The sequence below is a fragment of the Enterobacter sp. HK-058-C-ECC genome (assembly GCF_047531125.1).
Lineage (GTDB): Bacteria > Pseudomonadota > Gammaproteobacteria > Enterobacterales > Enterobacteriaceae > Enterobacter > Enterobacter quasiroggenkampii.
On the sequence record NZ_JBLKCH010000009.1, the window covers coordinates 109,629 to 123,224 of the forward strand.

10 protein-coding genes are annotated in these 13,596 nt (G+C 57.6%); 6 read left to right on the plus strand and 4 right to left on the minus strand.

Annotation, left to right across the window (positions count from 1 at the left end; all coding sequences use genetic code 11):
- Window positions 1–99: 99 nt before the first annotated feature.
- Window positions 100–1,182: an LPS export ABC transporter permease LptG gene (gene lptG, locus ACMWJS_RS17340; protein WP_045910114.1), complete on the minus strand. Its 1,083-nt coding sequence runs from the start codon at window positions 1,180–1,182 to the stop codon at window positions 100–102.
- On the minus strand, window positions 1,182–2,282 hold the full coding sequence (gene lptF / locus ACMWJS_RS17345) for an LPS export ABC transporter permease LptF (RefSeq protein WP_048028830.1): 1,101 nt from the start codon (window positions 2,280–2,282) through the stop codon (window positions 1,182–1,184). The genes lptG and lptF overlap by 1 nt, the downstream gene beginning before the upstream one ends.
- Window positions 2,283–2,548: 266 nt before the next feature.
- On the opposite strand from lptF, the gene pepA reads away from it, so the two are divergent.
- From pepA to ahr, 5 genes are all read left to right on the plus strand, one after another.
- Entirely contained in the window at window positions 2,549–4,060 is a 1,512-nt protein-coding gene (gene pepA, locus ACMWJS_RS17350; RefSeq protein ID WP_024906344.1) for a leucyl aminopeptidase, read from the plus strand.
- A 119-nt stretch (window positions 4,061–4,179) separates the two neighbouring features.
- The gene (gene holC / locus ACMWJS_RS17355; RefSeq protein WP_008502815.1) at window positions 4,180–4,623 is read left to right on the plus strand and encodes a DNA polymerase III subunit chi; all 444 of its coding nucleotides are present in this window, start codon (window positions 4,180–4,182) and stop codon (window positions 4,621–4,623) included.
- Window positions 4,623–7,478: a valine--tRNA ligase gene (locus ACMWJS_RS17360; protein ID WP_414747352.1), complete on the plus strand. Its 2,856-nt coding sequence runs from the start codon at window positions 4,623–4,625 to the stop codon at window positions 7,476–7,478. Before holC ends, ACMWJS_RS17360 begins: the two co-directional genes overlap by 1 nt.
- Window positions 7,479–7,601: 123 nt before the next feature.
- Window positions 7,602–8,105 (plus strand): GNAT family N-acetyltransferase, encoded by a 504-nt coding sequence (locus ACMWJS_RS17365; protein ID WP_111967955.1) that lies wholly within the window; start codon window positions 7,602–7,604, stop codon window positions 8,103–8,105.
- An 83-nt stretch (window positions 8,106–8,188) separates the two neighbouring features.
- On the plus strand, window positions 8,189–9,208 hold the full coding sequence (gene ahr, locus ACMWJS_RS17370) for an NADPH-dependent aldehyde reductase Ahr (protein ID WP_045403564.1): 1,020 nt from the start codon (window positions 8,189–8,191) through the stop codon (window positions 9,206–9,208).
- Between the two features lie 43 nt (window positions 9,209–9,251).
- Here the strand turns inward: ahr and ACMWJS_RS17375 are convergent, their stop codons facing one another.
- The gene (locus tag ACMWJS_RS17375; RefSeq protein ID WP_414747353.1) at window positions 9,252–10,892 is read right to left on the minus strand and encodes a dihydroxyacetone kinase subunit DhaK; all 1,641 of its coding nucleotides are present in this window, start codon (window positions 10,890–10,892) and stop codon (window positions 9,252–9,254) included.
- 137 nt (window positions 10,893–11,029) lie between these two features.
- Between ACMWJS_RS17375 and ACMWJS_RS17380 the strand changes: the two genes are divergently transcribed.
- Window positions 11,030–12,532, plus strand: coding sequence for a helicase HerA-like C-terminal domain-containing protein (locus ACMWJS_RS17380; RefSeq protein WP_008502820.1), 1,503 nt, complete (start codon window positions 11,030–11,032; stop codon window positions 12,530–12,532).
- Here the strand turns inward: ACMWJS_RS17380 and ACMWJS_RS17385 are convergent.
- Window positions 12,512–13,453 (minus strand): TIGR01212 family radical SAM protein, encoded by a 942-nt coding sequence (locus ACMWJS_RS17385; protein WP_414747360.1) that lies wholly within the window; start codon window positions 13,451–13,453, stop codon window positions 12,512–12,514. The genes ACMWJS_RS17380 and ACMWJS_RS17385 overlap by 21 nt on opposite strands.
- Window positions 13,454–13,596 lie beyond the last annotated feature (143 nt).

Here is a 13,596-nt window from a genome sequence, read left to right on the forward strand (position 1 = left end):
TCAAATTCGCGGCGGGACGTTGAAGGTTGTGAGAAAAAATGCGGGGTGAAACAGGAGATTAGCCTCGCTCCCGGGCAACCGGAAGCGAGGAGAGGTCAATCAGGAGCGTTTCAACAGCAGCCAGAGACTGATCAGGAGGAAGCTGGCGCTTGGCAGCAGCGCACCGATAATCGGCGGAATGCCATAAACCAGCGTCAGCGGACCGAAGATCTGATCGAGCACGTAGAACACAAAGCCGAAGCTGATACCGGTCACGACGCGAACCCCCATCGGCACGCTGCGCAACGGACCGAAGATAAACGACAGCGCCATCAGCATCATTACCGCCACGGACATCGGCTGGAAGATTTTGCTCCACATGTTGAGCTGATAGCGTCCCGCATCCTGTCCGCTCGACTTCAGGTATTTCACATAGTTGTGCAAACCGCTGATGGAGAGCGCGTCAGGATCCAGCGCCACGACACCGAGCTTATCGGGCGTCAGGTTGGTTTTCCACGTACCGGTTACCGTCTGAGAACCCGTAATCTGTTTCGGATCGGTCAGGTTAGATTCATCAACCTGGGACAACCGCCACTGCTTATGTTCAGCGTCAAACTTCGCCGAAGAGGCGTGGCGAACGGACTGCAGACGGCGCTGGTCATCGAAAGCGTAGATGCTCACTCCGCCCAGTTCATCATTCCCCTTCACCCGTTCGATGTAGACGAAGTTTTTACCGTCTTTCGCCCATAAACCTTGCTGAGTCGAGAGCAGTGAGCCGCCGTACATCGCCTGAGCACGATAGTTACGCGCCATCTGTTCGCCCTGCGGCGCGACCCACTCGCCAATCGCCATGGTCAACAGCACCAGTGGGATGGCGGTTTTCATTACCGACAGCGCGACCTGCATGCGGGTAAAACCCGAGGCCTGCATAACGACCAGCTCGCTGCGCTGCGCCAGCATACCCAGCCCCAGCAGCGCCCCCAGCAGGGCCGCCATCGGGAAGAAGATCTGCACATCTTTCGGCACGCTGAGCAGGGTATACATCCCCGCGCCCAGCGCGTCATAGCTCCCCTGCCCGGCTTTTTTCAGCTGATCGACAAATTTGATAATGCCGGAGAGCGACACCAGCATGAACAATGTCATCATGATGGTGGTAAAAATGGTTTTACCGATATAGCGATCAAGAACGCCAAACGCCTGCATTAGATGGCTCCTTTACGCGAGAATCGGGCACGTATGCGCCGCACAGGCACCGTATCCCACAGGTTTAACCCCAGCGCCAGTAAGATGTACAGGCTGTTGACGAACCACGTCCAGATCATGGGATCCAGCTTGCCCTTCGCGCCGTTGGAACGAATCGAGGTTTGCAGCAGGAAATAGATCAGGTAAAGCAGCATCGCCGGCAGCATAGAGAGCACGCGTCCCTGACGCGGGTTCACCACGCTCAGCGGAACGACAATCAGCGCCATCATAAACACGGTGAAGACGAGCGTAATACGCCAGTGGAACTCAGCGCGCGCGCGGTTGGTATCGGTATTCCAGAGGGTACGCATGTCCATTTGCTCGGTATCCGTTGGATCGAGCGACACCGTCTGATGGCCGATAATGGCCTGATAGTTCTGGAAATCCGTAATGCGGAAGTCACGCAACATCGCGGTGCCTTCGAAACGGGTGCCTTTGTTCAGCGTCACGACCTGAGAACCATCTTTGCGCTGAGCCAGCTGACCGGAATCTGCCACCACCACGGAAGGACGCGCGTTACCTTTAGGACGCAGCTGCGCCAGGAAGACATCGTTGAATTTACTGCCGTCAACGCTCTCAATAAACAGCACGGAGTTTCCGTCGGTTGCCTGCTGGAACTGCCCCTGGGCTAACGCCGCCATGCCGGGGTTGGCTTTCGCTTCGGCCAGCACTTCGTCCTGATGGCGGGAAGACATGGGGCCCGCCCACATCACATTCACCGCCGCAACGATACCCGTGAACAGCGCCAGTATCATGGCGGCTTTCACCAGGACCGCTTTGCTCAGGCCACAGGCATGCATCACCGTGATTTCACTCTCGGTATAGAGTTTCCCAAGCGTCATGAGCAGGCCAAGGAAAAGACTTAGCGGCAGGATAAGCTGCGCCATTTCCGGGATCCCTAAACCAAGCAGGGAAAGCACCAGATTTGTTGGAATTTCGCCGTCAACGGCCGCACCGAGGATCTTAACCAGCTTCTGACAGAAAAAAATCAGCAGCAGGATGAAGAGGATCGCCAGTTGGCTTTTGAGCGTCTCCCGCACCAGATATCTTATGATTATCACTTTAAATACGCCCGTAAAAACCCGTCTCTTTGCTGGAAAATCGCTTGTTTCATGGCTTAAACGTCATTTATTCTCTTGAGTCGTCGAAATCATCGCTAAGATTAAAACATCCGGCGGATTCACGCTTCAGGACTTTTTCTGACGTGTCGAAACCGTAGTAACGTAAGATTAACACGAAGTCACCACAACAGCGGACATGAGTTACGAAAGGTTTCAATTCTATCCGTAGCAGCCGCCGTTGTCTTTAAGATTCAGGAGCGTAGTGCATGGAGTTCAGTGTAAAAAGCGGTAGCCCGGAGAAACAGCGGAGTGCCTGCATCGTTGTGGGCGTCTTTGAACCACGCCGACTCTCCCCGATCGCCGAGCAACTCGATAAAATCAGTGACGGCTATATTAGCGCCCTGCTGCGCCGTGGCGAACTGGAAGGCAAACCTGGGCAGACGCTGTTACTGCACCATGTTCCGAACGTACTCTCAGAGCGCATTCTGCTGATTGGCTGCGGCAAAGAACGCGAGCTGGATGAACGTCAGTATAAGCAGGTGATTCAGAAAACAATCAATACGCTGAATGATACCGGTTCAATGGAAGCCGTCTGCTTCCTGACCGAGCTGCACGTTAAAGGGCGTAACACCTACTGGAAAGTGCGTCAGGCGGTCGAAACGGCAAAAGAGAGCCTGTACAGCTTCGATCAGCTGAAGACCAATAAAAGCGAGCCACGTCGTCCGTTGCGTAAAATGGTCTTCAACGTGCCAACCCGCCGCGAACTGACCAGCGGCGAACGCGCGATCCAGCACGGTCTGGCAATTGCTGCCGGCATTAAAGCGGCTAAAGATCTCGGCAACATGCCACCCAACATCTGTAACGCGGCGTACCTGGCCTCTCAGGCACGTCAGTTGGCCGACGCCTACAGTAAAAACGTCATTACCCGCGTCATCGGCGAACAGCAGATGAAAGAGCTGGGAATGCACTCTTACCTGGCAGTCGGTAACGGCTCGCAGAACGAATCCCTGATGTCCGTCATCGAGTACAAGGGCAACCCGGCCGAAGACGCGCGCCCTGTCGTGCTGGTCGGTAAAGGCCTGACCTTCGATTCCGGCGGTATCTCCATCAAGCCTGCCGAAGGCATGGACGAGATGAAGTATGACATGTGCGGCGCGGCGGCGGTTTACGGCGTCATGCGCATGGTCGCGGAACTTCAGTTGCCCATCAACGTGATCGGCGTTCTGGCGGGCTGCGAAAACATGCCTGGCGGTCGCGCTTATCGTCCGGGTGACGTCCTGACCACCATGTCCGGCCAGACCGTTGAAGTACTGAACACCGACGCCGAAGGCCGTCTGGTACTCTGTGACGTGCTGACCTACGTTGAGCGCTTCGAACCGGAAGCGGTCATTGACGTCGCCACGCTCACCGGCGCCTGTGTGATTGCGCTGGGCCACCACATCACCGGCCTGATGTCGAACCACAATCCACTGGCGCACGAGCTGATTGGTGCCTCGGAGCAGGCCGGTGACCGCGCATGGCGTCTGCCGCTGGGTGACGAATATCAGGAGCAGCTGGAGTCTAACTTCGCGGATATGGCGAACATCGGCGGACGTCCTGGCGGGGCGATCACCGCGGGCTGCTTCCTGGCGCGCTTCACCCGTAAGTACAACTGGGCGCACCTGGATATCGCGGGTACCGCATGGCGCTCCGGCAAGGCCAAAGGCGCAACCGGTCGTCCGGTAGCGCTGCTGTCGCAGTTCCTGCTCAATCGCGCGGGTTTTAACGGCGACGAATGATATAAAATGCCGGGTGGCGGCTTCGCCTTACCCGGCCTACAACGTCATTCAACCGTAGGCCGGGTAAGCGTAGCGCCACCCGGCTTTGCATTTGAATCCAAAACTAAGAAGCCCCATATATGAAGAATGCAACGTTCTACCTTCTGGACAACGACACCCATCAGGACGGTCTCAGCGCCGTCGAACAGCTGGTGTGTGAAATTGCCGCAGAACGTTGGCGCGCAGGCAAACGCGTGTTGATCGCCTGTGAAGATGAGCAGCAGGCGATTCGTCTCGATGAAGCGCTGTGGGCTCGCCCGCCGGAGAGTTTTGTTCCGCATAACCTGTCAGGCGAAGGGCCACGCGGCGGGGCGCCGGTTGAAATTGCCTGGCCGCAAAAGCGCAACAGCAGCGCGCGCGACATTCTGATTAGCCTGCGGATAGATTTTGCAGATTTTGCCACCGCTTTCACAGAAGTGGTAGACTTTGTCCCTTACGAAGAATCTTTGAAACAACTGGCGCGCGAACGCTATAAAGCGTACCGCCTGGCTGGTTTTAACCTGAATACGGCAACCTGGAAATAATGGAAAAGACATATAACCCACGCGATATCGAACAGCCGCTTTACGAGCACTGGGAACAGCAGGGCTATTTCAAGCCTAACGGCGACGAAAGCAAAGAGTCCTTCTGCATCATGATCCCGCCGCCGAACGTCACCGGCAGTTTGCATATGGGTCATGCTTTCCAGCAGACCATCATGGACACCATGATCCGCTACCAGCGCATGCAGGGGAAAAACACCCTGTGGCAGGCGGGGACTGACCACGCGGGTATCGCGACCCAGATGGTGGTTGAGCGTAAAATTGCCGCTGAAGAAGGGAAAACCCGCCACGACTACGGTCGCGACGCGTTCATCGACAAAATCTGGCAGTGGAAAGCGGAATCCGGCGGCACGATTACCCGTCAGATGCGCCGCCTCGGCAACTCCGTGGACTGGGAGCGCGAGCGCTTCACCATGGATGAAGGCCTCTCCAACGCCGTGAAAGAAGTCTTCGTCCGTCTGTACAAAGAAGACCTGATTTACCGTGGCAAACGCCTGGTCAACTGGGATCCGAAACTGCGCACCGCAATTTCGGACCTGGAAGTGGAAAACCGCGAGTCCAAGGGCTCCATGTGGCATATCCGCTATCCACTGGCCGACGGCGCAAAAACCGCCGACGGTAAAGATTACCTGGTGGTCGCGACCACCCGTCCGGAAACCCTGCTGGGCGATACCGGCGTGGCCGTTAACCCGGAAGATCCACGTTATAAAGATCTGATTGGCAAATTCGTGGTGCTGCCGCTGGTAAACCGCCGTATTCCGATTGTGGGCGACGAACACGCCGACATGGAAAAAGGCACCGGCTGCGTGAAAATCACCCCGGCGCACGACTTCAACGACTATGAAGTGGGTCGTCGTCACGCCCTGCCGATGATCAACATTCTGACCTTCGACGGCGATATCCGCGAAAGCGCAGAAGTGTACGACACCAAAGGCAACGAATCCGACGTTTATTCCAGCGACATCCCGGCCGAGTTCCAGAAGCTGGAACGCTTTGCTGCGCGTAAAGCGATTGTGGCTGCCGTTGACGCACTGGGCCTGCTGAAAGAGATCAAGCCTCACGACCTGACCGTGCCGTACGGCGACCGTGGTGGCGTGGTTATCGAGCCAATGCTGACCGACCAGTGGTACGTACGTGCCGACGTGCTGGCGAAACCGGCTGTGGAAGCGGTTGAAAACGGCAGCATTCAGTTCGTACCGAAGCAGTATGAAAACATGTACTTCTCCTGGATGCGCGATATTCAGGACTGGTGTATCTCCCGTCAGCTGTGGTGGGGTCACCGTATCCCGGCATGGTACGACAACGACGGCAACGTTTACGTTGGCCGCAGCGAAGATGAAGTGCGTCAGGAAAACAACCTGAGCGCTGACGTAGCCCTGCGTCAGGACGAAGACGTGCTGGATACCTGGTTCTCCTCCGCGCTGTGGACCTTCTCCACCCTCGGCTGGCCAGAAAACACCGACGCGCTGCGTCAGTTCCACCCAACCAGCGTGATGGTGTCCGGCTTCGACATTATCTTCTTCTGGATTGCCCGCATGATCATGATGACCATGCACTTCATCAAAGACGAAGACGGCAAGCCGCAGGTTCCGTTCCATACCGTCTACATGACCGGTCTGATCCGCGACGACGAAGGCCAGAAGATGTCCAAATCCAAGGGTAACGTCATCGACCCGCTGGATATGGTTGATGGTATCTCTCTGGAAGAGCTGCTGGAAAAACGCACCGGCAACATGATGCAGCCGCAGCTGGCGGAGAAAATCCGCAAGCGCACCGAGAAGCAGTTCCCGAACGGGATTGAGGCTCACGGTACCGACGCCCTGCGTTTCACCCTGGCGGCGCTGGCCTCGACCGGTCGTGACATCAACTGGGACATGAAGCGTCTGGAAGGTTACCGTAACTTCTGTAACAAGCTGTGGAACGCCAGCCGCTTCGTGCTGATGAACACCGAAGATCAGGATTGCGGCTTCAACGGCGGCGAGATGACCCTCTCCCTGGCTGACCGCTGGATCCTGGCGGAATTCAACCAGACGGTGAAAGCGTTCCGCGAGGCGCTGGACAGCTACCGCTTCGACATCGCGGCGGGCATTCTGTATGAATTCACCTGGAACCAGTTCTGTGACTGGTATCTGGAGCTGGCGAAGCCGGTCATGAACGGCGGCACTGAGGCAGAGCTGCGCGGCACGCGCAACACGCTGATTACCGTTCTGGAAGGCCTGCTGCGCCTGGCGCACCCGGTTATTCCATTCATCACCGAGACCATCTGGCAGCGCGTGAAGGTGATTGCAGGCATCAACGCCGACACCATCATGCTGCAGCCGTTCCCGGCATTCGATGCGGCGAAAGTCGATGAAGCGGCGTCTGCGGATACCGAGTGGCTGAAGCAGGCGATCGTGGCGGTACGTAACATTCGTGCTGAAATGAACATCGCCCCGGGCAAACCGCTGGAGCTGTTGCTGCGCGGGTGCAGCGAAGCGGCCGTTCGTCGCGTCACTGAGAACAACACCTTCCTGAAAACCATGGCGCGTCTGGAAAGCATCACCGTGCTGCCTGCGGATGATAAAGGTCCGGTTTCCGTGACCAAAATCATCGACGGTGCCGAGCTGCTGATCCCGATGGCAGGTCTGATCGACAAAGACGCCGAGCTGGCTCGTCTGGCGAAAGAAGTGGCGAAAGTCGACGTGGAAATTGGCAAAATCGAAAGCAAACTGGCGAACGAAGGCTTTGTTGCCCGCGCGCCGGAAGCGGTCATCGCGAAAGAGCGTGAGCGTCTGGTTGCCTTCGCCGATGCGAAGACCAAGCTGATTGAGCAGCAGGCGGTTATCGCTGCCCTGTAATGCTTTTACCCCTTACGCTTCAGGGCGTAAGGGGTAACCTTCCTGAAAACTCCTCGCTTGCACTCCCCTTTCTGCGGTGCTATTAACAGCAGTTATGTGTCAATTTTTGTAATGAGTAATGCTATGAGCGTGATTACCCCCGTCGCGACGACGATGCGTCGGATCACTGAGCAGGATAACCCAGCTATCGCCGCCGTTATTCGCACCGTTTCTGCCGAATATGGCCTGACGGCTGACAAAGGCTACACGGTTGCCGACCCGAATCTGGACGCGCTTTTTCAGCTTTACAGCCAGCCAGGACATGCCTACTGGGTAATCGAGCAGAACGGCCAGGTAGTCGGCGGCGGCGGCGTGGCGCCTCTCAGCTGCAGCGAGCCGGATATCTGCGAACTGCAAAAAATGTATTTCCTGCCAACGGCACGCGGACAAGGACTGGCCAAAAAGCTGGCGCTGATGGCGCTGGACCACGCGCGCAAGCAGGGCTTTACCCGCTGCTACCTGGAAACGACCGCCTTCCTCAAAGAGGCCATCGGCCTGTATGAACATCTGGGCTTTGAGCATATCGATGCGCCGCTGGGCTGTACCGGCCACGTTGATTGCGAAGTCAGGATGCTGAAAAGTCTGTAACTTTCGTTCCTGCCCTCTTCTGTTAAGCGGCTGTAAACTGAATGCTCTACACTCTCAGTTCACACCACAACGGGGGAAACACGATGTCGAAGATAAAAAGCTACGCCGCACCGCAGGCGGGTGCAGAACTTGAGCTGTACGAGTACGATGCGGGCGAACTAAAAGCAGAAGACGTCGAAGTACAGGTTGATTACTGCGGGATCTGCCACTCGGATCTCTCGATGATCGACAACGAATGGGGCTTCTCCAGCTATCCGCTGGTTGCCGGACACGAAGTCATTGGCCGCGTCGTGGCGCTCGGTAGCGCCGCGCAGGACAAAGGGCTGAAAGTGGGCCAGCGCGTAGGCATTGGCTGGACTGCGCGCAGCTGTGGTCACTGCGATGCCTGTATCAGCGGCAATCAGATCAACTGCCTCGAAGGCGCCGTTCCCACCATTCTGAACAAAGGCGGTTTTGCCGATAAACTGCGCGCCGACTGGCAATGGGTTATCCCGCTGCCGGAAAGCATTGATATCGAATCCGCCGGTCCGCTGCTGTGTGGTGGTATCACCGTCTTCAAACCGCTGCTGATGCACCATATCACCGCCACCAGCCGCGTCGGCGTCATCGGTATCGGCGGACTGGGGCATATTGCCATTAAGCTGCTGCACGCGATGGGCTGTGAAGTCACGGCGTTCAGCTCGAACCCGGCGAAAGAGAAAGAAGTGCTGGCGATGGGGGCGGATAAAGTGGTGAACAGCCGCGATCCGCAAGCGCTTAACGCGCTGGCGGGCCAGTTTGACCTGATCATCAACACCGTTAACGTCGATCTCGACTGGCAGCCGTACTTTGAAGCGCTGGCCTACGGCGGTAACTTCCACACCGTGGGTGCGGTGATGAAGCCGCTGCCGGTTCCGGCCTTTACCCTGATCGGTGGGGATCGCAGCATCTCCGGTTCTGCAACCGGTACGCCGTACGAGTTGCGCAAACTGATGAAATTCGCCGGACGCACCAAAGTGGCGCCGACCACCGAACTGTATCCGATGTCGAAAATCAACGAAGCGATCCAGCACGTGCGCGACGGCAAAGCCCGTTACCGCGTGGTGTTGAAAGCAGATTTCTGATGCGACAGTGCCGGGTAATGGCTTCGCCTTACCCGGCCTACTTTCACTGCTGCGCCAATACGTTAAATACTTCCGCTACCGCGACCGCTCCCGGATCCATCACCCCATCCAGGTTCTCTTTATTGACATACGACGAGCGTCCCGCGCCGGCTTTCGCCATTTTCGACGTTGCTTCTGCGCCCTGCTGCGCGGCCTGCGCTGCCGCCTGAATATTGCCTTTCTGTAACGCTTCCAGCGCCGGTTGCAGCGCATCGATCAGCGTGCGATCGCCAAGATCCGCTCCGCCGTACTGCTTCATCTGCGCAAGTCCACTGAGCAAGGCCTCCGGGAGCGTCCGACCATCGTGAAGCTTTTGCCCGGCCGCGGTGAAGAAGATCGACATCAGCACCCCGCTCGACCCGCCCATCACCGTAGCCAGCCGCTCGCCAACCAGCAGTAGCAGCTTAGACACGTCATTAAGCGGGAGCGTGTTCTCCTCCAGGCGCTGCGCAATATCCCGCGCCCCTTGCGCAAAGGTAGAGCCGGTATCGCCATCCCCCACCTTGGCATCCAGCGCGTTCAGGCGGTTTTCCAGCTGGATCAGCGTTGTCGACACGGAGGAGACAAACGCACGCACCTGCGTATTGTCAGAGGGGGTATACTCCACACGGTCATGAATGGCGCTATGCGCCACGGTACGCAGTGGCGCAAACGCGACGGGCTTCTGCCAGCCCAGCGTCTCGACGTCGGCGTGAATCGCCTTTTCGAAGAAATCGTTGAGCTTCAGCAGCGTCAGAGAAAAGCCTTTCATATCCAGCGCGCTGACCAGCGGCGCAGGGCCAATCAGGTACGCGATACTCTCTTTCAGCGCCGAATGCGCCAGCTCTTTGGTCAGCAGCGCCATCTCCAGCGCCGATACGCCGCCAAGATTGTTAATCAGCACCGCAAAACGCCCCTCACCCGCCTGCGCGCTTAACGGCGTCACCAGGGTGTCGATAATGGCTTTGCTGTTTTGCGTATCTACCACGGAAGCCCCGGGCTCGCCGTGAATGCCCAGGCCCAGCTCGACATGGCCTTGTTTAATCCGCCCCTCTTCATCGTCGCTGCCCGGCAGGTTGCAGGTTTGCATCGCCACGCCCAGGCTCCAGAGGTTATCGCAGGCCAGTTGCGCAATATCCCGCACCTCGCTCAGCGATTTCCCCTGCTCCGCCGCGTAGCCCGCAATCTTGTGCACCAGTGCCGTACCGGCAATACCGCGCGGCTGCTTGTTATCCGGCAGCGCGATATCGTCTGCCACAATCACCATCTCCACCTTCAGGCCGTAGCGTTTGGCCTTCTCGGCCGCCAGGCCAAAGTTCAGGCGGTCGCCGGTGTAGTTTTTGACGATCAGCAGACAGCCGCGATCGCCCGTGACCGCGACAATGGCATTCAGCACCGCATCCACGCTCGGCGAGGCAAACAGATCGCCGCACACTGCCGCCGTCAGCATCCCTTTGCCGACAAACCCGGCGTGTGCGGGTTCGTGGCCTGAGCCGCCGCCGGAGATCACCGCCACGCGGCTTTTGTCCCAGTCGCCGCGTGCGACGATCCTGATGGCCGGATCGATATCAAGCTTGACGAGATTGGCATGTGACGCAGAAAGCAGTATGCCTTCAATGGCATCGTTGACCAGCTGTTTGCGATCGTTAAAGAAGAATCTGGACATAGTTTCCCACTATTTTGTGAACCGTATGCAAAAGCATAGCCCGCGCTGGATAATGCGCCGCAAAGTCAGGAATTTACTCAACCAAATTGCTATCAGGTTGCCTATACTCCACCCAGGACTAAGAGAGGAAGCGCATCATGAGTACACCATTGTTAATTGCCCGGACGCTGGAAAAAGAGCTCTATTTACTGCCCGCGATGGCGAACCGCCACGGTCTGATCACCGGCGCGACCGGGACGGGGAAAACCGTCACCCTGCAAAAGCTGGCGGAGTCGCTTTCGGAGATTGGCGTACCGGTCTTTATGGCTGACGTAAAAGGCGATTTAACCGGTGTGGCTCAGGAAGGCACGGCCTCTGAAAAACTGCTCGAACGGCTGAAAAATATTGGCATCACGGACTGGACGCCGCACGGTAACCCGGTGGTGGTGTGGGACATCTTCGGTGAAAAAGGCCACCCGGTACGCGCCACCGTCTCCGATCTTGGCCCGCTGCTGCTGGCCCGTCTGCTTAACCTCAACGACGTGCAGTCCGGCGTGCTGAATATTATCTTCCGCATTGCCGATGACCAGGGGCTACTGCTGCTTGATTTCAAAGATCTGCGCGCCATTACGCAGTACATCGGCGATAACGCCAAATCCTTCCAGAACCAGTACGGCAACATCAGCAGCGCCTCGGTGGGCGCTATTCAGCGTGGGCTACTGACGCTTGAGCAACAGGGCGCTGAACATTTCTTTGGTGAACCCATGCTGGATATCAAAGACTGGATGCGCACCGACAGCAGTGGCAAAGGCATTATTAACATCCTGAGCTCAGAGAAGCTCTACCAGATGCCGAAACTTTACGCCGCCAGCCTGCTGTGGATGCTCTCCGAACTCTATGAACAATTACCTGAAGCAGGCGATCTGGAAAAACCGAAGCTGGTCTTCTTCTTTGACGAAGCGCATCTGCTGTTTAACGATGCACCTCAGGTCCTGCTGGATAAGATCGAACAGGTTATTCGCCTGATCCGCTCCAAAGGCGTCGGCGTCTGGTTTGTCTCGCAAAACCCGTCGGATATCCCCGACAACGTGCTCGGGCAGCTCGGCAACCGCGTGCAGCATGCCCTGCGCGCCTTTACGCCGAAAGATCAGAAAGCGGTGAAAGCCGCCGCGCAAACTATGCGCGCCAATCCTGCCTTTGATACCGAAGCGGCGATTCAGGCGTTAGGCACCGGTGAAGCGCTGATCTCGTTCCTCGATGCGAAGGGCAGCCCGTCCGTAGTGGAACGCGCCATGGTCATTGCACCTTGCTCGCGCATGGGGCCGGTGACCGACGATGAGCGCAACGGCCTGATTAACCACTCTCCGGTTTACGGGAAATATGAAGACGAGGTGGATCGCGAGTCCGCGTTCGAAATGCTGCAAAAAGGGGTCCAGGCGACAACGGAATCGCAGGATGCACCTGCCGCTAAAGGGCAATCAGTCGCCGTGGATGACGGCATTCTCGGTGGGCTCAAAGACATTCTGTTCGGCAGCACCGGGCCGCGCGGCGGCAAGCGCGATGGCGTAGTGCAGACCATGGCGAAAAGCGCAGCCCGACAGGTCACCAATCAGATCGTGCGCGGCATGCTGGGGAGTTTGTTAGGCGGCCGTCGCAGGTAAACGGGGAACCCACGGGCGGCCCAGCGCCGAACCCTGTACGCCGTTCTCCTGCAGGTAGCGGTCTATTTCCACCATCCCCGTCCAGCGGTTCTCACACCACAGCGGTGCCAGAAGCGTTGGGCGGCGGGCGCTGGCCGAGATGCGGTGGTAGACAATCTCCGGTGGCGTGTGGCGAATCATCTCCCCCGCCGTCACCGTATAGTCCTCAAGCTCGATACCGCTTAACCGCCCGGCCTCCCAGGCTTTCGCCATAATGCTGCCCTTCACGATATGCAGCGGATGCAGCTTGATGCCGTCCACGCCGGTTTCAACGACCCTTTTCAGCGTTTCAAGGCCATGCTGTTGACCTTCGCCGGGTAACCCAACAATCAGGTGCGAACAGACCTTCAGCCCGCGCTCGCGGGCCAGCCGCGTGGTGCGTTGGTAGCAGGCAAAATCATGCCCACGGTTAATACGGTGCAGCGTTTTGTCATGTGCCGTTTGCAAGCCCAGCTCCAGCCAGATCTCGTAGCCTTGATCTTTGTACTCGCTGAGCAGGTCCAGCACCGCGTCCGGTACGCAGTCCGGGCGCGTTCCCACGCACAGCCCAACGATACTGGCCTGGCTGACGGCCTGCTGATACATCGAACGCAATACCTGCACCTCCGCCCACGTGCTGGTATAAGCCTGAAAATAGGCCAGATACTGCTTCGCGCGGTTCACCAGGCTGGCCTGGTGGGCAAGCTGCTCAGCGATAGAATGGTGCTGCTGCTCCTCATCGGCAAACGACGCGACGTTACAGAAGGTGCAGCCGCCGCGCCCGATGGTGCCGTCGCGATTCGGGCAGCTAAACCCGCCGTGCAGCGTCAGCTTATGAACCTTTTGCCCGTACCGCTGCAAAAGATCCCCACCAAACATATTGACTAATTTCTGTAACTGCATAATCTGATAGACCGTCCCGGAGAAAGGGGACAAGCCTGCCATTTTTAGCCTCTGTCGGCGATGACCTGGATCAATCGCCCTGGACGGCCTTTATCTATATGAATAAATACTCAGGATTACTGCAGTTTCATTCACGCCGTGCG

Excerpts from the sequence above, each read along its gene's own strand:
- lptG (WP_045910114.1), bottom strand. The coding sequence starts at position 1,182 with ATGCAGGCGTTTGGCGTTCTTGATCGCTATATCGGTAAAACCATTTTT.
- pepA (WP_024906344.1), top strand. The coding sequence starts at position 2,549 with ATGGAGTTCAGTGTAAAAAGCGGTAGCCCGGAGAAACAGCGGAGTGCC.
- holC (WP_008502815.1), top strand. The coding sequence starts at position 4,180 with ATGAAGAATGCAACGTTCTACCTTCTGGACAACGACACCCATCAGGAC.
- ACMWJS_RS17360 (WP_414747352.1), top strand. The coding sequence starts at position 4,623 with ATGGAAAAGACATATAACCCACGCGATATCGAACAGCCGCTTTACGAG.
- ACMWJS_RS17365 (WP_111967955.1), top strand. The coding sequence starts at position 7,602 with ATGAGCGTGATTACCCCCGTCGCGACGACGATGCGTCGGATCACTGAG.
- ahr (WP_045403564.1), top strand. The coding sequence starts at position 8,189 with ATGTCGAAGATAAAAAGCTACGCCGCACCGCAGGCGGGTGCAGAACTT.
- ACMWJS_RS17375 (WP_414747353.1), bottom strand. The coding sequence starts at position 10,892 with ATGTCCAGATTCTTCTTTAACGATCGCAAACAGCTGGTCAACGATGCC.
- ACMWJS_RS17380 (WP_008502820.1), top strand. The coding sequence starts at position 11,030 with ATGAGTACACCATTGTTAATTGCCCGGACGCTGGAAAAAGAGCTCTAT.
- ACMWJS_RS17385 (WP_414747360.1), bottom strand. The coding sequence starts at position 13,453 with ATGCAGTTACAGAAATTAGTCAATATGTTTGGTGGGGATCTTTTGCAG.